The sequence below is a fragment of the Pseudomonas sp. BN505 genome (genome assembly GCF_029873175.1).
Classification (GTDB): Bacteria; Pseudomonadota; Gammaproteobacteria; order Pseudomonadales; family Pseudomonadaceae; genus Aquipseudomonas; species Aquipseudomonas putida.
Genome location: NZ_SSOI01000032.1, coordinates 218,804 through 240,086, shown reverse-complemented (window position 1 = coordinate 240,086; position 21,283 = coordinate 218,804). Strand labels below are relative to the sequence as shown.

Annotated in this window: 21 protein-coding genes; 14 read left to right on the top strand and 7 right to left on the bottom strand. The window is 63.2% G+C overall.

The window, feature by feature from the left end; all coding sequences use genetic code 11:
* Positions 1-8: 8 nt before the first annotated feature.
* Both gatA and gatC read right to left on the bottom strand, forming a co-directional pair.
* Positions 9-1,460, bottom strand: a complete 1,452-nt coding sequence (gatA, locus tag E8E78_RS10180; RefSeq protein WP_280312166.1) for an Asp-tRNA(Asn)/Glu-tRNA(Gln) amidotransferase subunit GatA — start codon at positions 1,458-1,460, stop codon at positions 9-11.
* A gap of 15 nt (positions 1,461-1,475) precedes the next feature.
* Positions 1,476-1,763, bottom strand: a complete 288-nt coding sequence (gatC, locus tag E8E78_RS10175) for an Asp-tRNA(Asn)/Glu-tRNA(Gln) amidotransferase subunit GatC (RefSeq protein ID WP_003255165.1) — start codon at positions 1,761-1,763, stop codon at positions 1,476-1,478.
* A gap of 205 nt (positions 1,764-1,968) precedes the next feature.
* On the opposite strand from gatC, the gene mreB reads away from it, so the two are divergent.
* The 8 genes from mreB to tldD all read left to right on the top strand — a co-directional run bounded on the left by mreB (position 1,969) and on the right by tldD (position 13,091).
* Positions 1,969-3,006 (top strand): rod shape-determining protein MreB, encoded by a 1,038-nt coding sequence (mreB, locus tag E8E78_RS10170; RefSeq protein WP_003255163.1) that lies wholly within the window; start codon positions 1,969-1,971, stop codon positions 3,004-3,006.
* A 166-nt stretch (positions 3,007-3,172) separates the two neighbouring features.
* Complete coding sequence (gene mreC / locus E8E78_RS10165; RefSeq protein WP_080889172.1) at positions 3,173-4,240, top strand: rod shape-determining protein MreC; 1,068 nt, start codon at positions 3,173-3,175, stop codon at positions 4,238-4,240.
* Entirely contained in the window at positions 4,240-4,728 is a 489-nt protein-coding gene (mreD, locus tag E8E78_RS10160; protein ID WP_016485021.1) for a rod shape-determining protein MreD, read from the top strand. The genes mreC and mreD overlap by 1 nt, the downstream gene beginning before the upstream one ends.
* Positions 4,729-4,761: 33 nt before the next feature.
* Positions 4,762-5,373 carry a Maf family protein gene (locus E8E78_RS10155; protein WP_174370911.1) on the top strand — a complete coding sequence of 204 codons (612 nt, stop codon included), beginning with the start codon at positions 4,762-4,764 and terminating at the stop codon, positions 5,371-5,373.
* Positions 5,374-5,427: 54 nt separating this feature from the next.
* Entirely contained in the window at positions 5,428-6,885 is a 1,458-nt protein-coding gene (gene rng / locus E8E78_RS10150; protein WP_049275123.1) for a ribonuclease G, read from the top strand.
* A gap of 82 nt (positions 6,886-6,967) precedes the next feature.
* A complete protein-coding gene (locus E8E78_RS10145) occupies positions 6,968-10,789 on the top strand; it encodes a YhdP family protein (RefSeq protein WP_280312160.1) in 3,822 nt (1,273 codons plus the stop codon).
* Between the two features lie 8 nt (positions 10,790-10,797).
* Positions 10,798-11,649 carry a carbon-nitrogen hydrolase family protein gene (locus tag E8E78_RS10140; protein ID WP_059394671.1) on the top strand — a complete coding sequence of 284 codons (852 nt, stop codon included), beginning with the start codon at positions 10,798-10,800 and terminating at the stop codon, positions 11,647-11,649.
* Positions 11,650-11,651: 2 nt separating this feature from the next.
* Complete coding sequence (gene tldD / locus E8E78_RS10135) at positions 11,652-13,091, top strand: metalloprotease TldD (protein ID WP_049275119.1); 1,440 nt, start codon at positions 11,652-11,654, stop codon at positions 13,089-13,091.
* 138 nt (positions 13,092-13,229) lie between these two features.
* Here tldD and yjgA read toward each other — a convergent pair whose 3' ends face one another.
* On the bottom strand, positions 13,230-13,748 hold the full coding sequence (gene yjgA, locus E8E78_RS10130; RefSeq protein ID WP_016501345.1) for a ribosome biogenesis factor YjgA: 519 nt from the start codon (positions 13,746-13,748) through the stop codon (positions 13,230-13,232).
* Between the two features lie 109 nt (positions 13,749-13,857).
* Between yjgA and pmbA the strand changes: the two genes are divergently transcribed.
* The 6 genes from pmbA (at position 13,858) to E8E78_RS10100 (ending at position 19,111) form a co-directional block, all read left to right on the top strand.
* The gene (pmbA, locus tag E8E78_RS10125; RefSeq protein WP_232893223.1) at positions 13,858-15,204 is read left to right on the top strand and encodes a metalloprotease PmbA; all 1,347 of its coding nucleotides are present in this window, start codon (positions 13,858-13,860) and stop codon (positions 15,202-15,204) included.
* Positions 15,205-15,332: 128 nt separating this feature from the next.
* Positions 15,333-15,734: a hypothetical protein gene (locus tag E8E78_RS10120; protein WP_016501343.1), complete on the top strand. Its 402-nt coding sequence runs from the start codon at positions 15,333-15,335 to the stop codon at positions 15,732-15,734.
* The gene (locus E8E78_RS10115; RefSeq protein WP_059394669.1) at positions 15,727-17,103 is read left to right on the top strand and encodes a class II fumarate hydratase; all 1,377 of its coding nucleotides are present in this window, start codon (positions 15,727-15,729) and stop codon (positions 17,101-17,103) included. Before E8E78_RS10120 ends, E8E78_RS10115 begins: the two co-directional genes overlap by 8 nt.
* A gap of 28 nt (positions 17,104-17,131) precedes the next feature.
* The gene (locus E8E78_RS10110) at positions 17,132-17,593 is read left to right on the top strand and encodes a hypothetical protein (RefSeq protein WP_059394668.1); all 462 of its coding nucleotides are present in this window, start codon (positions 17,132-17,134) and stop codon (positions 17,591-17,593) included.
* A gap of 1 nt (position 17,594) precedes the next feature.
* The gene (locus E8E78_RS10105; protein ID WP_049275115.1) at positions 17,595-18,206 is read left to right on the top strand and encodes a superoxide dismutase; all 612 of its coding nucleotides are present in this window, start codon (positions 17,595-17,597) and stop codon (positions 18,204-18,206) included.
* Between the two features lie 11 nt (positions 18,207-18,217).
* Positions 18,218-19,111, top strand: a complete 894-nt coding sequence (locus E8E78_RS10100; RefSeq protein ID WP_280312149.1) for a ZIP family metal transporter — start codon at positions 18,218-18,220, stop codon at positions 19,109-19,111.
* A gap of 158 nt (positions 19,112-19,269) precedes the next feature.
* On the opposite strand, the gene E8E78_RS10095 is transcribed toward E8E78_RS10100, so the two are convergent.
* The 4 genes from E8E78_RS10095 to raiA are packed head-to-tail and all read right to left on the bottom strand — an operon-like array spanning position 19,270 to position 21,204.
* Positions 19,270-19,542, bottom strand: a complete 273-nt coding sequence (locus E8E78_RS10095; protein ID WP_049276539.1) for an HPr family phosphocarrier protein — start codon at positions 19,540-19,542, stop codon at positions 19,270-19,272.
* Between the two features lie 19 nt (positions 19,543-19,561).
* Positions 19,562-20,416, bottom strand: coding sequence for an RNase adapter RapZ (gene rapZ, locus E8E78_RS10090; RefSeq protein ID WP_061203534.1), 855 nt, complete (start codon positions 20,414-20,416; stop codon positions 19,562-19,564).
* 2 nt (positions 20,417-20,418) lie between these two features.
* Positions 20,419-20,883 carry a PTS IIA-like nitrogen regulatory protein PtsN gene (gene ptsN, locus E8E78_RS10085; protein ID WP_016501337.1) on the bottom strand — a complete coding sequence of 155 codons (465 nt, stop codon included), beginning with the start codon at positions 20,881-20,883 and terminating at the stop codon, positions 20,419-20,421.
* Between the two features lie 12 nt (positions 20,884-20,895).
* Entirely contained in the window at positions 20,896-21,204 is a 309-nt protein-coding gene (raiA, locus tag E8E78_RS10080; protein WP_016501336.1) for a ribosome-associated translation inhibitor RaiA, read from the bottom strand.
* Positions 21,205-21,283: the final 79 nt, after the last annotated feature.

The window sequence follows — 21,283 nt, the reverse complement described above, 5'->3', positions numbered from 1 at the left end:
TGAACTCCTCAGAAGCCGTTGGGGGCACGGGTGTGCCAGTCGGTCACTTGCTGGTAGCGGTGCGCGACGTTGAGCAGGCGGCCTTCATGGAAGTACGGCGCCAGCAGCTGCACACCGACCGGCAGGCCGTCGACGAAGCCGGCCGGCATCGACAGGCCCGGCAGGCCCGCCAGGTTGGCGGTGATGGTGTAGACGTCTTCCAGGTAGGCGGCGACCGGGTCGCTGCTCTTGGCGCCAAGCTTCCAGGCCGGGTTCGGCGTGGTAGGGCCGAGGATCAGGTCGACATCGTTGAAGGCGGCCATGAAGTCGTTCTTGATCAGGCGGCGGATCTGCTGCGCCTTCACGTAGTACGCGTCGTAGTAACCGGCCGACAGGGCGTAGGTGCCGACCATGATGCGGCGCTGCACTTCAACGCCGAAGCCTTCACCACGGGAACGCTTGTACAGGTCGGTGAGGTCTTTCGGGTCTTCGCAGCGGTAGCCGAAGCGCACGCCGTCGAAGCGCGACAGGTTGGAAGAGGCTTCAGCCGGGGCGATCACGTAGTAGGCCGGGATGGCGTGCTGCATGTTCGGCAGGCTGATTTCCTTGACCACTGCGCCGAGCTTTTCCAGCTCTTTGACGCTGGCCTGAACCAGGTCGGCGATACGCGGGTCGAGGCCTGCACCGAAGTACTCTTTCGGCAGGCCGATGCGCAGGCCCTGCAGCGAACCATTGAGGTTGGCGCTGTAGTCCGGCACCGGCTCTTCGATGCTGGTGGAGTCCTTGGCGTCGAAACCGGCCATGCCTTGCAGCAGCAGGGCGCAGTCCTCGGCAGTGCGGGCCAGCGGGCCGCCCTGGTCGAGGCTGGAGGCGTAGGCGATCATGCCCCAGCGCGAAACACGACCGTACGTCGGTTTGAGGCCGGTGAGGTTGGTCAGTGCCGCCGGCTGGCGGATCGAACCGCCGGTGTCGGTGCCAGTGGTGGCCGGCAGCAGGCGCGCGGCCACGGCAGCGGCCGAACCGCCCGACGAACCGCCTGGGACGTGTTCGAGGTTCCAAGGGTTCTTCACCGCGCCGTAGTGGCTGGATTCGTTGGCCGAACCCATGGCGAACTCGTCCATGTTGGTCTTGCCCAGGGTGACCATGCCGGCTTCAGCCAGCTTGGCGACCACGGTGGCGTCGTACGGCGCCTTGAAGTTGTCGAGCATCTTCGAGCCGCAACTGGTGCGTACGCCGTTGGTGCAGAACAGGTCCTTGTGGGCGATGGGGGCCCCCAGCAGCGCGCCGGTTTCGCCTGCGGCGCGATGGGCGTCGGCGGCACGCGCCTGGCCCAGGGCCAGGTCTTCGGTGACGCTGATGAAGCTGTTGATTTGCGGGTCGAGTTGCTTGATGCGCGCCAACAGGGCGCGCGTCAGCTCTTCGGAGGAAAACGACTTGTCGGCGAGTCCGCGGGCGATCTCGGCCAGGGTCAATTGATGCATGGCAGGCTCTATCCCTTACTCGATGACTTTGGGAACCAGGTACAGACCGCTTTCGGTCGACGGCGCGATAGCCTGGTAGGCGTCGCGCTGGTTGCTTTCGGTGACCTGGTCGGGACGCAGGCGCTGGCTGGCCTCCAGCGGGTGGGCCAGGGGCTCGATGCCAGTGGTATCGACCGCTTGCATCTGGTCGACCAGCCCGAGGATGCTGTTCAGGGCATCGGTAATGCGTGGCAGTTCGCCATCATTCAGCCCCAGACGGGCCAGATGGGCGATCTTTTCCACGTCGCAGCGTTCAAGCGCCATGAAGATCTCCAAGGGAAACAAAGAACGGAATTTGGGTCCGCGATGAGGAACATGTCAGCTTTCTGGCGGTCCAACGGCCGCGATCATCGGCTGGCATGCTCGGAAAAACAGCCAATTTAACATATTGGCTCCTTGCCCAAAATCCCTGCCATTGTTAGAGTTTGCCGCACTTTTTTACCCACGCTTTCCCCAGGGTCACTTTCCCATGTTCAAGAAACTGCGTGGCATGTTTTCCAGCGATCTCTCCATCGACCTGGGTACTGCCAACACCCTTATTTACGTGCGTGAGCGCGGTATCGTCCTGAATGAGCCCTCGGTTGTTGCCATCCGTACCCATGGCAATCAGAAAAGCGTCGTCGCCGTCGGTACCGAAGCCAAACGCATGCTGGGCCGTACGCCTGGCAACATTGCTGCCATTCGTCCGATGAAGGACGGCGTTATCGCCGACTTCAGCGTTTGCGAAAAAATGCTGCAATATTTTATCAACAAGGTTCACGAGAACAGCTTCCTGCAGCCAAGCCCGCGCGTGCTGATCTGCGTGCCGTGCAAGTCGACCCAGGTAGAGCGCCGCGCCATTCGCGAGTCGGCCCTGGGGGCCGGTGCCCGTGAAGTGTTCCTGATCGAAGAGCCAATGGCGGCTGCCATCGGTGCCGGCTTGCCGGTTGAAGAGGCCCGCGGTTCGATGGTCGTCGATATCGGTGGTGGTACCACTGAAATCGCACTGATCTCCCTGAACGGCGTGGTCTATGCCGAATCCGTACGCGTTGGCGGCGACCGCTTCGATGAAGCCATCGTCACCTACGTGCGCCGCAACTACGGCAGCCTGATCGGCGAGTCCACCGCCGAGCGCATCAAGCAGGAAATCGGTACCGCTTACCCGGGCGGCGAAGTGCGCGAAGTCGATGTGCGTGGCCGCAACCTGGCCGAAGGCGTACCGCGTGCCTTCACCCTGAACTCCAACGAAGTGCTCGAAGCGCTGCAGGAATCGCTGGCGACCATCGTCCAGGCCGTGAAGAGCGCCCTGGAGCAATCGCCGCCCGAGCTGGCTTCGGACATCGCCGAGCGTGGCCTGGTGCTGACCGGTGGTGGCGCGCTGCTGCGTGACCTCGACAAGCTGCTGGCCCAGGAAACCGGCCTGCCGGTGATCGTCGCCGAGGACCCGCTGACCTGTGTCGCCCGTGGCGGCGGTCGCGCCCTGGAGATGATGGACAAGCACGCGATGGACCTGCTCTCCAGCGAGTGATCCCACTCGCTGTTCACGAGCGCCCGGTTTACAGGTAGCACGCACAGTGCTACCTGTATGTGCTGGGCTGGCGCCCGTCAAGGGCGCTGTATCCGTCAACCCGCAACCAGGCTGGTGCGTTGTTCCATGTCCAATGACCTCCTGAGTCGTCCACGAGGAACGGCCCATTAAACCGCTTTTCTCCAAGGGCCCTTCGCTGGGCGTTCGCCTGCTCGTTCTGGTGGTGATGTCGGTCGCGTTGATGGTTGTCGACGCGCGCTTTGACATACTCAAACCCGCGCGCAGCCAGATGGGCATGGTGCTGATGGAGTCGTACTGGATCACCGACCTGCCGCAACGTGCGTGGCAAGGCGTGGCCGGCCAGTTCGGCAGCCGCACTGAACTGATCGCCGAAAACGAAAAGCTCAAGACCGAAGCCCTGCTGTTGCAGGGGCGTCTGCAGAAGCTGGCAGCCCTGACCGAGCAGAACGTGCGTCTACGCGAGTTGCTGAACTCTTCGGCGCTGGTCAACGAAAAGGTCGAAGTGGCCGAGCTGATCGGTGTCGACCCCAACCCGTTCACCCACCGCATCCTGATCAACAAGGGCGAGCGTGATGGTGTGTTCCTTGGTCAGCCGGTGCTCGATGCGCGCGGTCTGATGGGCCAGGTGGTCGAGCTGATGCCCTACACCTCGCGGGTACTGTTGCTGACCGATACCACCCATAGCATTCCGGTGCAGGTCAACCGCAACGGCCTGCGCGCCATTGCCAGTGGCACCGGCAACCCGGAGCGCCTTGAACTGCGTCACGTGGCCGATACCGCCGACGTCAAGGAAGGCGACCTGCTGGTCAGCTCCGGCATGGGCCAGCGCTTCCCGGCTGGCTACCCGGTGGCGACGGTCAACGAGGTGATCCACGATTCCGGGCAGCCGTTCGCCATTGTGCGAGCCATTCCCACCGCCGCGCTCAATCGCAGCCGTTACATGCTGCTGGTGTTCAGCGACCGGCGTACCCCGGAGCAGCGCGCCACTGATGCTGCCATCGCCCAGGAAGAGGCTGACCGCAAGGGCACCTCGGTCCCCGGCCAACCGGCGGGTACGGGCGAGCAGGGCACACCTGCCAGCACTACGCCTGTAACCCCAGCCACACCCGCAGCGCCGACAGCACCGGCCGCACAGCCTGCAGCCCCGGCGGCTACTAACCCTGCCACGCCTGCCGCAGCGCCTGCCGCACCCGCTCACACCCGGAGACAATGATGGCTGCTTCGCGCCGCAACAACGGCTGGGTCATCTGGCTGACTTTCGCCATCGGCCTGCTGCTCAGCGTCTCGCCCATGCCGCAGTTCATGGAAGTGTTCCGGCCCATGTGGCTGGCTTTGCTGGTGTCGTTCTGGACCCTGGCGGTGCCGGGCAAGGTCGGCATGACCACGGCGTTCGTGCTGGGCCTGGCCGAGGACGTGTTGTACGGCACCCTGCTGGGCCAGAACGCGTTGATCCTCACCCTCATCACCTTCCTGGTGTTATCCCTGCAGCAGCGCTTGCGCATGTTCCCCATGTGGCAGCAGAGTCTGGTGATCCTGGTCATTTTCGGCATCGCCCAGCTCATCCAGCTATGGCTCAGCGCCCTGACCGGCAACCGGTTGCCTACCCTGGCGCTGGTCTGGTCGGCGGTCATCAGTGCCTTGCTCTGGCCATGGATCAGTTTCGCCCTGCGCGACCTGCGCCGACGCTTGCATATCAACTGACGGCGACGCCGCAACTGACAGGGAGATGTCTGCATGAACCCGTTATACCTGGCCTCTGGCTCGCCCCGCCGTCGTGAACTGCTGACCCAGATCGGTGTGCCTTTCACCGTTGTCAGTGCACCCATCGATGAATCCCCGCTGCCTGACGAAAGCGCCCCGGCCTACGTTGAGCGCCTGGCTCGGGCCAAGGCTGCGGCTGGTCTGGCCCGTGTCGAGGGCCCGGCTGTGGTGATGGGGGCGGACACTGCCGTGGTGCTCGATGGTCGTATTCTGGGCAAACCGGAAAACCGCGAAGATGCCATGGCCATGCTGGCTGACCTGTCGGGCCGCGAGCACCAGGTATTGACTGCGGTTGCCCTCAGCGACGGGCTGCATACGCAAAGCCTGTGCGTCACCAGCAAGGTGCGCTTCCGGGCGATCAGCGCCGATGAAGCACAACGCTACTGGGCTAGCGGCGAGCCTGTGGACAAGGCCGGTGGCTACGCCATCCAGGGCCTGGGCGCAGTGTTCGTCACCGGTCTGTCCGGCAGTTATTCGGCCGTGGTAGGCCTGCCCCTCAGTGAGACGGCCGAGTTGCTTGGCACGTTTGGTATCGCCTGTTGGCAATCGCCCGTGCATACGCCAGAGGTAACAAACCCGCAGTAGGCAGCACGGCATACGCCATCCATCATTACAAAAGACCTTTGACGAGAGCCGGCCATGAGTGAAGAGATCCTGATCAACATCACCCCGATGGAGTCACGCGTGGCGGTGGTGGAAAACGGGGTACTGCAGGAAGTGCACGTCGAGCGCACCCAGCGCCGTGGCATCGTCGGCAATATCTACAAGGGCAAGGTGGTGCGTGTGCTGCCAGGCATGCAGGCGGCCTTCGTCGACATCGGCCTGGAGCGCGCCGCGTTCATCCATGCGTCGGAAATTTCTCAGCGTGAAGGCTCGGCGGTCGAGACCATCACTGCGCTGGTGCACGAAGGCCAGGCCCTTGTGGTGCAGGTGACCAAGGACCCGATTGGCACCAAGGGCGCACGCCTGACCACCCAGCTGTCGATCCCTTCGCGCTACCTGGTGTACATGCCGCGCAGCAGCCATGTCGGCATTTCGCTGAAGATCGAAGACGAAGCCGAGCGAGACCGCCTCAAGCAGGTGGTCAGCAACTGCATGGAAAGCGAAAACATCAAGGATGCCGGTGGTTTCATCCTGCGCACCGCCGCCGAAGGCGCTCGTGCCGAAGAGATCTTGCAGGACATCCGCTACCTGCGCCGCCTTTGGGAGCAGATTGGCGCCCAGATCAAGACCTGCGGCGCGCCGATGGTCATCTACGAGGATCTGGGCCTGGCCCTGCGTACCCTGCGTGACCTGGTCAACCCGAAGATCGAGAAGATCCGCATCGACTCGCGTGAAACCTTCCAGAAGACCACGCAGTTCGTCGGTGAACTGATGCCGGAAATCGCCGACCGCCTCGAACACTACCCGGGCGAACGGCCAATCTTTGACCTGTACGGTGTCGAAGACGAAATCCAGCGCGCCCTCGAGCGCAAGGTGCCGCTCAAGTCCGGTGGCTACCTGGTGGTCGACCCGGCCGAAGCGATGACCACCATTGATGTGAACACCGGTGCATTCGTCGGCCATCGCAACCTTGAAGAGACCATCTTCAAGACCAATCTGGAGGCTGCCACCGCCATCGCCCGGCAACTGCGCCTGCGCAATATCGGTGGCATCATCATCATCGACTTCATCGACATGGAAGATGAAGAGCACCAGCGCCAGGTGCTGCGCACACTGGAAAAACAGCTGGAACGGGATCACGCGAAGACCAACATCATCGGCATCACCGAGCTGGGCCTGGTGCAGATGACCCGCAAGCGCACCCGTGAAAGCCTGGAGCAGGTGTTGTGCGAGCCGTGCCTGGCCTGTCAGGGCCGCGGCAAGCTGAAAACCCCCGAGACCATCTGCTACGAAATCTTCCGCGAGATCCTGCGCGAGGCACGTGCCTATCAGGCCGAGGGCTACCGTGTGCTGGCCAACCAGAAGGTGGTCGACCGCCTGCTGGATGAAGAATCGGGCAACGTGGCAGAGCTGGAGGCCTTTATCGGTCGAACCATTCGCTTCCAGGTCGAGTCGATGTATTCGCAGGAACAATACGACGTGGTGCTGCTCTGAGGTCTTCTCGAACGCGCCACTGGATGCTCGGGCTGGCAAAACCGCCACTACCGGCCATCATGGATAAACGACTTGGAGGGCCATGGCCATGGGACGTCTGACCCGCGTTCTTGTCGCCTTGACCCGCTGGGGGCTGGGCTTTTGCGCCCTGCTGGCGGTATTGGTGGCGTTGTATGTCAGCCTCGGCCGCGAGCTGGTACCGCTGGTGGCCGAATACCGTGCCGATGTGGAACGCAAAGCCGAGCAGGCGCTGGGCCTGCCGGTGCATGTCGGTGCCCTTGAGGGGCGCTGGAGCGGCCTGGCACCGGTGCTGCGTGTGCGTGACCTGCAACTGGGTGAAGGCGCGACGGCACTGCGCCTGGACGACGTCAAGGTTGTGCCCGATGTCTGGGCCAGCCTCAGTGCCCGCGAAGTGCGCCTGGCGCGTATACAGCTGGGTGGCCTGCAACTGATCCTGCGTGAGAACGAGCAGGGGGCCTGGGACCTTGAAGGCCTGCCGAAGAAGGACGATGCGCCGCTTGACCCCGCCGAACTGCTGGAGCGCCTGCGCCAGCTGGGCCGCATTGATGTGTTCGACAGCCAGGTCACCTTGCACCCGTGGCAGCGTGACCCGCTCACCCTGACGTATGTGAGCGCCGGCCTGCAGGCGGGTGCTTCGCGCCAGGCCCTGGACTTGAATGCGACCCTGCCCGATGGCCAGCCCCTGGCGCTGAACCTGCGTAGCCGTGCGTCGGCAAAGGCCTGGCGTGATGCCCAGGTAGATGCCTACCTGAGCCTGCCGCAAAGTGACTGGGCGCGATGGTTGCCCCCACGCCTGCTGGGCCAGTGGCATGCCGAGGCGCTGCGAGCGGGCGGCGAGTTGTGGGTCGACTGGCGCGAAGGGCAATTGCAGCAGGCAGTGGTGCGGCTCAATGCACCCGAGCTGCAGGGCGGTTACGCCGGGCGCAAGGCCGCGACACTGAACAACCTGGCTCTGGGCGCCTGGTTCCAGCGCCAGGCCCAAGGCTTTGATGTAGTGGTCGACTCCCTGGCCATGGACATCGGCAAGACCCGTTGGGAGTCGCACCTGCAGTTGCAGCAGCGCCCCGGCCAGAGCGCTGCCGATGAAAGCTGGAAGCTGCAGGCCGACCGGCTGCACCTTACGCCCCTTACCCCGCTGATCGAAGCTCTGGCACCGCTGCCTGACAATGTCATGGCCGTAGTCGATGGCCTGAAGGTAACCGGCGCGTTGCGCAATGTACGGCTGGAGGCCCGGCCCAAGGCCGAGGGTGACCAACGCCTGCAATTCGACGCCAACCTGGAGAAGGTCGGTTTCGATGCCTATCACGGTGCCCCGGCTGCCGGTAACGTCAGCGGCAGCATCAGCGGCGACCTGGGGCATGGTGAACTGCGCCTGGATACCGATGCGTTCATGCTGCACCTGTACCCGATCTTCGCCAAACCTTGGCACTACCAGAAAGCCAATGCGCGCCTGACCTGGGCGCTGGACAAGGAAGGCTTCACCCTGGTTGCGCCTTACCTCAAGGTGTTGGGCGAGGAGGGCAAGATTGCTGGTGACTTCCTTATCCGCCTGTTGTTCGAAGAAGGCCGCGAGGACTACATGGACCTGCGTGTCGGCCTCACCGAGGGCGATGGCCGCTACACCGCCAAGTACCTGCCCGAGGTGCTCAGCCCGGCCCTCGACGAATGGCTGCGCAGCGCCATCGTCAAAGGCACGGTGGATGAGGGCTACTTCCAGTACCAGGGCTCGCTGAATCATGGCGCCGCACCGGAAGCCCGCAGCATCAGCCTGTTTTTCAAGGTGCGGGACGCGGCCGTGGACTTCCAGCCTGGCTGGCCGCAGGTGCAGCACGTAGATGGCGATGTGTTCATCGAGGACAGTGGTGTGCGCATCAAGGCCCAGCGTGGCCTGTTGCTCGACACCAAGGTGAGCGATGTCAGCGTTGATATCCCGCATGTCGAGGGTGAGCAGCACAGCCGCCTTTACCTGGATGGCGACTTCGACGGCAGCCTGGGCGATGGCCTGAAAATACTCAAGGAAGCGCCGATCGGCACGGGCGAGATCTTCGCCGGCTGGGAGGGCGAGGGGCCGTTGAAGGGCAAGCTCAAGCTCGACATCCCGCTGGCCCACGGGGAACGGCCGAAAGTGCAGGTGGATTTCGCCACCAGCGATGCGCGTCTGAAAGTTGCCCCGCCGAGCCTGGAGTTGAGCCGCTTGAAGGGTGATTTCAGCTTCGATTTTGACAAAGGCCTAAGTGGCAAGGGCATCAGCCTGCAGGCGTTCGGCAAGCCGGTGACGGCGCAAATTACTGCCGAAGGCCAGCCGGGGCAGATGCAGACGCGCATCGAAGCCAATGGCCAGGTATCGCTCACGGCACTGACCGACTGGCTGCAGTTCAAACAGGTTTTGCCAGCGTCCGGTGACCTGCCTTACCAGTTACAACTCAGCCTGGGTAGCCGGGACAACCGGCTGAGCGTCAACTCGAACCTGAAGGGCTTGGCCATCGACCTGCCGGCGCCCTTCGGCAAAGCCGCAGCAGACACCGGCGACAGCCGTTTCAGCATGAGCCTGCAAGGCCAGGAGCGGCGGTTCGATGCCGCTTACACCGACCTTGCACGCTTTGCCTACGCCGCACCGGCCGACAAGCTCATGCAGGGGCGTGGTGAATTGCTGTTGGGCACTGGTGACGCCCAACTCCCAGCTGGCCAGGGTTTGCGGGTACGCGGGCGCCTGGAGTCGCTGGACCTGGCGCCCTGGCAAGATCAGGCGGCCCGGCTTGCCGGTGACGACCCAGGTGGCAGCGCGCGACAGAACCTGCAAAGTGTCGACCTGAGCATCGGTCAGCTGAAAGCCTTCGGCATGGACCTGAACCAGGCCGTGGTGCGTATGGCCCGTGGCGGCGCGGCCTGGGACCTGCGCCTGGACAGCAAGGAAGTGATTGGCAACGCCCGTGTGCCGGATGCCAAGGGTGCGCCGATGGTCGTGCGTATGCAGACCTTGCGCCTGCCCGCTGCCGACCCTGCCCAGGCTCAGGCCGAAGAGGGCCCGGACCCGTTGGCCTCGTTCGACCCGCGCAAGGTACCGGCGCTGGACTTGAGCATCGACAAGCTTTACCGCGGCGACGACCTGTTCGGCAGCGCGGCGATCAAATTGCGACCGACAGCGCGGGGCGTGACCGCCAGCGATATTGACCTCGACTTCAAAGGGCTGCGCATCGACGGCGGTGGCGGCTGGGAAGGTGAGCAGGGCAGCACCAGCAGCTGGTACAAAGGGCGCCTGGACGGCAAGAACCTGGCCGATGTGCTCAAGGCCTGGGGCTTCGCTCCGACTGTGACCAGCCGTGATTTCCGCCTGGATGTGGACGGCCGCTGGCCGGGTTCGCCCGCTGCGGTGGGCCTGAAGCGCTTCTCTGGCAGCATGGACGCGGCGCTGCGCACGGGCCAGTTCGTCGAAGTCGAAGGCAGTGCACAGGCACTGCGCGTGTTCGGCCTGCTCAACTTCAACTCCATTGGCCGGCGCCTGCGCCTGGACTTCTCCGACCTGTTCGAAAAGGGCCTGGCCTACGACCGGGTCAAAGGCCTGCTGGTTGCCAGTGACGGTGTCTATGTGACCCGCGAGCCGATCAGTGTCACTGGCCCGTCGAGCAACTTTGAGCTGGAGGGCACGCTGGACATGGTGCGCGACCGGGTTGATGCCAACCTGCAGGTGAGCCTGCCGGTGACCAACAACCTGCCGCTGGCTGCACTGATTATCGGCGCGCCGGCCGTAGGCGGTGCGCTGTTCCTGGTCGACCGCTTGATCGGTGACCGCGTGTCGCGCTTTGCCAGCGTGCACTACCGTGTCGAAGGGCCGTGGAAAGAGCCTAGAATCACATTTGTGAAACCTTTCGAGAAATCCCGCTAGGAGTGCCCATGAAGGCAGCGGTAATCCAGATGGTCAGCCAGGATGATGTGCTGGCTAACCTGCAGCGTGCCGGTGCCCTGTTGGAGCAGGCCGCATCTGGCGGCGCACGGCTGGCGGTACTGCCGGAGAACTTCGCCGCCATGGGCCGCAAGGACGCCGCTGCCATCGGCCGCGCCGAAGCATTGGGCGAAGGTCCGATCCTGCCATGGTTGAAACGCACCGCCCGCGACCTCAAGTTATGGATTGTGGCCGGTACCTTGCCCTTGCCTCCGGTCGGCCAGCCCGAGGCCAAGGCGCATGCCTGCTCGCTACTGATCGACGAACACGGCGAGGTGGCGGCACGCTATGACAAGCTGCACCTGTTCGACGTGGACGTTGCCGACAATCGCGGTCGGTACCGTGAGTCGGATGACTACGCCCATGGCGCCCAGGTGGTGGTGGCTGACACGCCAGTTGGGCGGCTGGGGCTTAGCGTGTGCTACGACTTGCGCTTTCCTGAGCTGTACAGCGCACTGCGCGAGGCCGGCGCGGAACTGATCACTGCCCCAGCGGCCTTCACTGCCGTGACAGGCGCGGCACATTGGGAGGTGCTGGTACGCGCCCGCGCAATCGAAACCCAGTGCTACCTGCTGGCTGCGGCGCAGGGCGGCACCCATCCAGGCCCTCGGGAAACCCATGGCCATGCGTCGATCGTCGACCCTTGGGGGCGCATCGTCGCAGAACAGGCGCAAGGCGAAGCAGTACTGCTTGCCGAGCGCGACATTGAAGAACAAGCGTCCATCCGGGCGCGCATGCCGGTGGTATCGCACCGGCGCTTTTTCTCGCAGGGCGCGTTGCGGCCTGCGCACACCTCGGAGTGACTATGAGCCAGATGTTATCCACCGTCAGTGAGCAGCTCCTGGCCCCAGGCGGCTTGACCCTGGACAGCCTGCAGAGCGTACTGGGTGAGTTGGCCGGCCCCGGCATCGACGCCGCCGACCTGTATTTCCAGGGCCAGATCTCGGAAACCTGGGCGCTGGAAGACGGCATCGTCAAAGAGGGCAGCTTCAACCTGGACCAGGGCGTGGGCGTACGTGCCCAGTCCGGTGAAAAGACCGGCTTCGCTTACAGCAATGCGATCAACCTCGAGGCATTGACCTCGGCGGCGCGTGCCGCCCGTTCGATTTCACGTGCCGGGCAGAATGGCACGGTCCAGGCTTTCCGCAGTGAGGAAGTGGCCGCCCTGTATGGCGCAGACAACCCGCTGGATGTACTCAGCCGTGCCGAAAAGGTCGAGCTGCTCAAGCGTGTCGATGTCGCCACCCGCGCCCTGGACCCGCGCATCCAGCAAGTCAGCGTGAGCATGGCCGGGGTCTGGGAGCGCATACTGATCGCTGCGGCCGATGGCAGCCTGGCTGCCGACGTGCGCCCGCTGGTGCGCTTCAACGTCAGCGTCATCGTCGAACAGAATGGCCGTCGCGAGCGCGGCGGGCAGGGCGGTGGCGGGCGTACCGACTACCGTTTCTTCACCGAAGAACGGGTAATGGGCTATGCCCGCGAGGCATTGCGTCAGGCGCTGGTAAACCTTGAGGCGATCCCGGCACCTGCCGGCACCTTGCCGGTTGTACTGGGCTCGGGCTGGTCGGGCGTGTTGCTGCACGAGGCTGTAGGCCATGGCCTGGAGGGTGACTTCAACCGCAAAGGCAGCTCGGCGTTCAGCGGCCGCATTGGCGAGAAGGTGGCATCAAGCCTGTGCACCATCGTTGACGATGGCACGCTCGAAGGCCGCCGTGGCTCACTGAGCGTGGATGACGAAGGCACTCCGACCGAATGCACCACGCTGATCGAGAACGGTGTGCTCAAGGGGTACATGCAGGACAAGCTCAACGCACGCCTGATGGGCATGGCGTTAACCGGCAACGGTCGCCGTGAATCCTACGCGCACCTGCCGATGCCCCGCATGACCAACACCTACATGCGTGCAGGCGAAAGCGACCCGCAGGAAATCATCGCGTCGGTGAAGAAGGGCATCTATTGCGCCAACCTGGGCGGTGGCCAGGTGGACATCACCAGTGGCAAGTTCGTGTTCTCGACCAGTGAGGCCTACCTGATCGAAGACGGCAAGATTACCGCGCCGGTCAAGGGTGCGACCCTGATTGGCAATGGCCCGGAGGCGATGAGCCGGGTATCGATGGTCGGTAACGACTTGGCGCTGGACAGCGGGGTAGGGACGTGCGGCAAGGACGGGCAGTCGGTACCCGTAGGAGTAGGGCAGCCGACTTTGAAGCTGGACGCGATTACCGTGGGCGGTACCGGGGCGTGATGGCCACCTTGGACCGCTTTGCGGTCCTTTCGCGTCGCAAGGCCGCTCCCACAGGGGCTGCGCCATGCAGGAATGGCTGCGCGAATACTGTGGGAGCGGCCTTGTGTCGCGATTGGGCTGCACAGCGGCCCCAGGGGCTCAGCGCAAGCCGCGCTGCAGCTCGTCGAGGTCGCGGATGTACTTGAACACCTTGCGCGCAGCAGCAGGCGGCTTGTTACGCGCTTTTTCGTGCTGGGCATGCCGGATCAGCGAGCGTAGTTGCTGGCGATCGGTCTCGGGGTATTCGTTGACGAAACGCTCGAGGTCTTCGTCATTACCGTCGATGAGCCGGTCGCGCCAGCGCTCCAGGCCGTGGAAGCGCTCGTTGTACTGGCGGGTCGAGCTGTCCATCTGCTCAAGCAAGGCGTGGATGGCATCCAGGTCCTGCACGCGCATCAGCTTGCCGACAAACGACATGTGGCGTTTGCGGGCACCGTGAGCGGTGTGCTTGGAAGCCTCGGCCAGGGCCTTGCGTAGCTCGTCGGTCAACGGCAGACGCGCCAGAGTGTCGGCCTTGAGCGTAGTGAGGCGCTCGCCGAGTTCAACCAGCTCATGCAGTTCGCGCTTGATCTGGGTTTTGCTTTTTTCGCCGTCGTAGGCGTCGTTTGAATCAACCATGGTGGCAGTCCGCTAGAAATCGTCGCCATGATAACCAGTCGGGGGCCGCTTGTCCGGCCCGGTCGTAGAATGACCCCAAGCCGTACGCAGAATTTTAGTGGAGAGAACCATGAGTGCAGTCCAGAGCGTAGGTCCGAAAGACCTGCCAGCATTGCAGGAGCAGGTCGAGGAGATCATTGCCGAGGCGCGCCGCCAGGGGGCCACCGCCTGCGAAGTGGCGGTGTCGCTGGAGCAGGGCCTGTCCACCACCGTACGCCAGCGTGAGGTCGAAACGGTCGAGTTCAACCGCGACCAGGGCTTTGGTATCACCCTTTATGTTGGCCAGCGCAAAGGCTCGGCCAGCACCTCGGCCAGTGGCCGGGACGCGATCCGCGAGACCGTTTCCGCAGCGTTGGCCATTGCCAAGCATACCTCCGAGGACGAATGCTCAGGCCTGGCCGACGCGGCGTTGATGGCCCGCGAAATCCCGGATCTGGACCTCTATCACGACTGGGCCATGGAGCCTGAAAAGGCCATCGAAATGGCCCTGGCCTGCGAGGCTGCGGCGTTCGATGAAGACCCGCGCATTCTCAACGCCGATGGCACCACACTCAATACCCACCAGGGCTGCCGGGTGTATGGCAACAGCCATGGCTTCATCGGCAGTTATGCTTCGACCCGGCACAGCCTGAGCTGCGTGATGATCGCTGAAGGCGACGGGCAGATGCAGCGTGACTACTGGTACGACGTGAACCGCCAGGGCGGCCTGCTGGCCAACCCGCGCAGTATCGGCGCCCGCGCTGCCCAGCGCGCAGCCAGCCGTTTGGGCGCACGCCCGGTACCGACCTGCGAGGTACCGGTGCTGTTCTCCGCCGAGCTGGCCGGTGGCCTGTTCGGCAGTTTCCTCTCGGCCATTTCCGGCGGCAACCTTTACCGCAAGTCGTCATTCCTTGAAGGAACCCTTGGCCAACGCCTGTTCCCCTCCTGGCTTACCCTTGACGAGCGCCCCCATATCCCACGGGCACTGGGTAGCGCGGCATTCGACGGTGATGGCCTGGCTACCTATGCCAAGCCGTTCGTCGACAAAGGCGAGCTGGTGTCGTACCTGCTGGGCACCTATTCCGGGCGCAAGCTGGGCTTGCCTAGCACGGCCAACTCCGGTGGCGTGCATAACCTGTTCGTCACTCACGGTGTGGAAGACCAGGCCGCATTGATCCGCCGTATGGGGCGCGGGCTGCTGGTGACTGAGTTGATGGGGCATGGGCTGAATATGGTGACGGGGGATTACTCCCGTGGTGCGGCCGGCTTCTGGGTCGAAAATGGCGAGATCCAGCATGCGGTTCAGGAAGTGACCATTGCCGGCAATATGAAGGATATGTTTCAGCAGATTGTCGCGATTGGTAGCGATCTGGAAACCCGCAGCAATATCCATACGGGCTCGGTGCTGATCGAACGGATGACTGTTGCTGGTAGCTGATCATCAACGTGTACTGCTCAGATAAAATGAAGACCCGGCCCCTGCGCCGGGTTTTTTTTCATCACCTTTTTCTTGAAGTGATTCTGTTTATCACTTAATAATGAATATCATTACCCAGTAACCCGGCGATGATGTTCATGAAACCCGTCCTCCGCGAACTGCCCTACCTGGAAAACTGGCGCTGGCTCAGCCGGCGCATCCGCTGTGCGCTCGAGCCCGACGAGCCGCGCCTGATCGAGCATTACCTTGCCGAAGGCCGCTATCTGGTGTGCTGCACCGAGACCTCGCCATGGACGGTGGCACTGACCTCTTTCCGCCTGCTGCTGGATACCGCCTGCGATCGCATGCTGCCCTGGCATTGGCGCTGCCTGTGCCTGGACCTGGCCTGGCGCCCGCTGCTGGACATGCGCAACCTCGACCGCCAGGAACAGAACCAGCGCTGGCAGCCCTATGCCCTGCAGTTGGCCAATTGCCGTCTGCTGCCGTCGATTTCTCCCGATGAACTGATGCAAGGATTTGATGATGAGTGATACCCGTATCGAGCGTGACAGCATGGGTGAGCTGCAGGTGCCGGCCCAGGCCCTGTACGGCGCCCAGACCCAGCGCGCGGTCGACAACTTCCCGGTCAGCGGTCTGCGCATGCCGGCCCAGTTCATTCGTGCCTTGTTGCTGGCCAAAGCTGCTGCCGCCAAGGCCAACGTGGAGCTGGAGCAACTGTCTGCAGCGCAGGGCCAGGCCATCGTCAAGGCTGTCGAGCAACTGCTGGCGGAAGACTTCATCCAGCACTTCCCGGTGGATGTGTTCCAGACCGGCTCCGGCACCAGCTCGAACATGAACGCCAACGAGGTGATTGCTACCTTGGCAAGCCGCGTGCTGGGTGACGCTGTCAACGCCAATGACCACGTCAACTGTGGCCAGAGCAGCAACGACATCATCCCCACCACCATTCATGTCAGCGCTGCGCTGGCCTTGCACGAACAGTTGCTGCCGGCCCTGAGCCACCTGGTACAGGTGATCGAGACCAAGTCGGCGCAAGTGCACCAGTATGTGAAAACGGGCCGTACGCACTTGATGGACGCCATGCCGGTGCGCATGAGCCAGGTGCTGGATGGCTGGGCGGCACAGATCAACGCTGCGAAGGGGCACATCGAAGCGACCCTGCCGAGCCTGCAGGCGCTAGCCCAGGGCGGCACCGCCGTGGGTACGGGCATCAACGCCCACCCTCAGTTCGCTGCTGGTTTCGCCCGACAGCTCAGCGGCCTGACCCAGGTCGAGTTCACCCCAGGGCAGAACCTGTTCGCCCTGATCGGCTCGCAGGACACCGCCGTGGCGCTGTCTGGCCAGCTGAAGACCACCGCCGTGGCACTGATGAAGATCGCCAACGACCTGCGCTGGATGAACTCCGGCCCACTGGCCGGCCTGGGCGAAATCGAGCTGCAAGGCTTGCAGCCGGGGTCTTCGATCATGCCAGGCAAGGTCAACCCCGTGATCCCGGAGGCCACCGCCATGGTTGCCGCCCAGGTGATCGGTAATGACGCGACCATCGCTGTCGCTGGCCAGTCCGGCAACTTCGAGCTGAACGTGATGCTGCCGGTGATCGCCCGCAACTTGCTGGAGAGCATCGAGCTGATGGCCAACGTCAGCCGTTTGCTGGCCGACAAGGCCATCGCCACCTTCAAGGTCAACGAGGCCAAGCTCAAGGAAGCCCTGGCGCGCAACCCGATCCTGGTCACTGCGCTGAACCCGATCATCGGTTACCTCAAGGCTGCCGAAATTGCCAAGACCGCCTACAAGCAGGGTCGCCCGGTCATCGATGTGGCGCTGGAGCACACCGACCTGTCACGTGACCAGCTTGAAGCGCTGCTGGACCCGGAAAAACTCACCGCCGGCGGTATCTGACCCTGCGTCGCCGCCCAGGAGACAACCCATGCAGCACTGGAAACGCACCACGGAAACCGCCAACCGCCTGTTCGAACAAGGCGAGCTGGTCGACGCCCGGGAACATTACCTGCAAGCCCTGGCGCTGGCCCAGGTGCTGTTCGAGCGCTGGCATGACGTCGACGAAGCGGTGGCCGTGTTCGTCATCGCCCACCACAACCTGGCCGACCTGCACCTGCGCCTGAATCAGCCGCACGAAAGCGCCGACTACCTGTGCGCCGCCCACCAGCGGCTGCTGCAGGCCAGCCAGGAGGCGCGCTTGCCCCAGGTGCTGCGTGACGCAGCCCTGCGCCATAGTGGGCGAACCTACACCGAACTGCTGAATTTCATCGCCGAGTACGGCCAGTACCCGCGAACCGAGCGCCTGCTCAACCGCCACAATGCCGGGGTCAGCGAACTCGCTGCCCAGCCGGACGTGGCGCCTGGAACCCATGCCTACGGAGTTCACTGACATGCCCCATACCTTGCCTGCTTTGCCTTACGCCTACGATGCGCTGGAGCCGCACATCGACGCCCAGACCATGGAGATCCACCACAGCAAGCACCATCAGACCTACGTCAACGGCCTCAATGCCGCCATCGAAGGCACCGAGTGGGCCGAATGGCCGGTGGAAAAACTGGTCGGTGCGGTCAAGCAACTGCCGGAAAACCTGCGCGGTGCGGTCACCAACCATGGCGGCGGCCACGCCAACCACAGCCTGTTCTGGACTGTGATGTCGCCGCAGGGCGGCGGTGAGCCACAGGGCCAGCTGGTACAAGCCATCTCCTCGCAACTGGGCGGTTTTGATGCCTTCAAGGATGCCTTCACCAAAGCGGCGCTGACCCGCTTCGGCAGCGGCTGGGCCTGGCTCAGCGTGACCCCGCAGAAAACCCTGGTGGTGGAAAGCAGCGGTAACCAGGACAGCCCGCTGATGCACGGCAATACGCCGATCCTCGGCCTGGACGTGTGGGAGCATGCCTACTACCTGAAGTACCAGAACCGTCGTCCGGAATACATCGGCGCTTTCTACAACGTCATTGACTGGGCGGAAGTGGAACGTCGCTACGTTGAAGCCCTGAAGTGAGTCGGACCGGTATGCGCTCTGAAGTGATGTCTGTCAGCAGTGTGCGCCTGTTTCGCCTGGCGCTTGGGACTTTGCTTTTGCTGGCGGGCACCGCGCTGTTGGTAGCGCGTGGCCTTGCCTGGCTGGACCTGGAACCACGGATGTTGCGCGCCCTGGAGGGCGGCGCATTGTGCGCACTGGGGACGGCGTTGGGGGCGGTACCGGTACTGGTCATTCGCAACATGCCAGTGGCGCTGGCCGACACGCTGCTGGGCTTCGGCGCTGGCGTTATGCTGGCAGCCACCGCGTTTTCCCTGATCATTCCGGGTCTGGGCGCAGCCCAGTCCATCGGTTTCAGCCCTTGGGGCGCGGGCGGCCTGATCAGCTTTGGTTTGTTGTTCGGTGCGCTCTGCCTGTTTCTGGTTGACCTAAAAGTGTCTGGCGCCTCACCAGAAGCGCTGGTCGGCACCGACAACCAGCCGGTGATTGCTGCGCGCATCTGGCTGTTTGTCATTGCCATCATCGCCCACAACATTCCCGAGGGCATGGCCATCGGTGTGTCCGCCGGTGGTGGCATGGCCGACGCCGACAGCCTGGCCATGGGCATTGCCTTGCAGGATGTGCCTGAGGGGCTGGTCATTGCGCTGGTGCTGGCCGGGGCGGGCATGTCGCGCTTCAAAGCCTTCTTGATAGGCGCAGCGTCAGGCCTGGTCGAGCCGGTGGCTGCGGTGATCTGCGCCTGGCTGGTGAACATCGCCGAACTGCTGCTGCCGTTGGGCCTGGCCTGCGCGGCGGGGGCAATGCTGCTGGTGGTGACCCAGGAGATCATCCCGGAATCGCGCAGTAACGGCCATCATCGTCTGGCCAGCCTGGGGCTGTGTATTGGCTTCTGCCTGATGATGGTGATGGATACAGCGAGGTCCTGATTCATTATTAGGTTTGCGTGTTCCCTGTGGGGGCGGCCTTGTGTCGCGATAGGGCCGCAAAGCGGCCCCGGCAACTTGTGCCTTGTTGCTCAAATTCTGGGACTGCATTGCAGCCCTGTCGCGACGCAAGGCCGCTCCTACAAGGATCGTGCTGGCTTTTATTCGCCTTCGTCGAAGAAGTTGTTGATCAGCTCGACCAGCGCATCCATGGCGTCGTTGTCCTGCTCGCCGTCGGTGTGCAGGTGCACCTGGGTGCCTTTCCCGGCTGCCAGCATCATCACCGCCATGATGCTCTTGCCATCCACCAGCTTGTCCGGCGCACGGCCAACCCGCACCTGGCAGGGGAAGCGGCCTGCCACGCCGACGAACTTGGCTGCCGCCCGGGCATGCAGGCCCAGCTTGTTGATGATGGTGATTTCGCGGGCGGGCATCGTGGGGCGGATCCTTGGGCTAGAGGTCGCGGTGGCGGACCTGGACGTTTTTCAGGGATTGCTGCAGCAACTGGCCAAGGCGCTCAGTGATGTACACCGAGCGGTGGTGGCCGCCGGTGCAGCCGATGGCAATGGTGACGTAGGCACGGTTGCTGGCGGCGAAGCGGGGCAACCACTTGAGCAGATAGCTGGAAATGTCGATGAACATGTCTTCGACATCCGGCTGCGCGGCCAGATAGTCGATTACCGGTTGGTCGAGGCCGGAGTGCTCGCGCAGCTCGGGCTTCCAGTAAGGGTTTGGCAGGCAGCGCACATCGAACACCAGGTCTGCATCGACCGGCATGCCACGCTTGAAACCGAACGACTCGACCAGGAACGCGGTGCCGGGCTCGGGTTGGTTGAGCAGGCGCAGCTTGATCGAATCACGCAGCTGATACAGATTCAGGTTGGTGGTGTCGATCTTCAGGTCGGCCAGGTCGGCGATCGGGCCCAGAAGCTCACTCTCGACGCGAATCGCTTCGGCCAGGGAGCGGTTGGCATTGGTCAGTGGGTGGCGTCGGCGGGTTTCCGAGAAGCGCTTGAGTAGTATGTCTTCGTCGGCATCCAGGAACAGCACATCACACTGGATGTTTCGCGCACGGGCTTCTTCGAGCAATTCGGGGAAGCGCGTCAGGTGGCTGGGCAGGTTACGCGCGTCGATCGACACTGCAACCCTTGGTTGCAGCAGTTCGGTGTTGATCAGCGCTTCTTCCGCCAGCTGCGGCAGAAGCCCGGCCGGCAGGTTGTCAATGCAGTAGAAACCGTTGTCTTCCAGTACATCGAGGGCGGTGCTCTTGCCGGAGCCGGAGCGGCCGCTGACAATGATCAGGCGCATGTTCAGTGCTCGTTCTGTACGTCCAGGACAACCTGGAACAGGGCCTCGTTACTGCTGGCGGCACGCAAGCGATCACGAACCTCCTTGCGATCGAGCATGCTGGCAATCTGGCGCAGCAGTTCCAGATGGGCATCGGTAGCGGCTTCAGGCACCAGCAGGACGAACAGCAGGTCCACGGGCGCGCCATCGATGGCGTCGTAATCGATTGGAGCTTCCAGGTGCAGCAAGGCACTGACCGGTGCGGAACAGCCTTCAAGCCTGCAGTGGGGGATGGCGATGCCATTGCCGAAACCGGTCGAGCCAAGTTTCTCCCGGGCGACCAGTTTTTCGAAGACGTCTTGCATCTCCAGTTCTGGCACTTGGTCGGCGATGACGGTGGCGACCTTTTCCAGGGCGCGCTTCTTACTGCCGCCCGGCACGTTCACGAGTGAACGGCCGGGGGTCAGGATGGTTTCAAGTCGGATCATGGATGAGGGGGATCAGCGTGCAGCTGCACCTTGCAGCAGGCTTTGCTGTTTTTCCTTGTGTTTTTTCAGTTGGCGGTCGAGCTTGTCGGCCAAGGCGTCGATTGCTGCATACATGTCTTGGTCTTCGGCATTGGCAACCACTTCACCGCCAGGAATCTGCAGGGTCGCTTCGACCTTCTGCTGCAGCTTCTCGACTTTCATGATGACCTGCACGTTGGTGATCTTGTCGAAGTGACTCGCTACGCGTTTGAGTTTCTGCTCCACATAATCACGCAGCGGTGGGGTGACTTCTACATGCTGTCCACTGATATTGACTTGCATACAGCTTCTCCTTTGTTGCCCGTGCATAAAGAGGCAGGTCTCGCACCTGCCCCACAAACGCTGTGGCTCATCTCAGGGG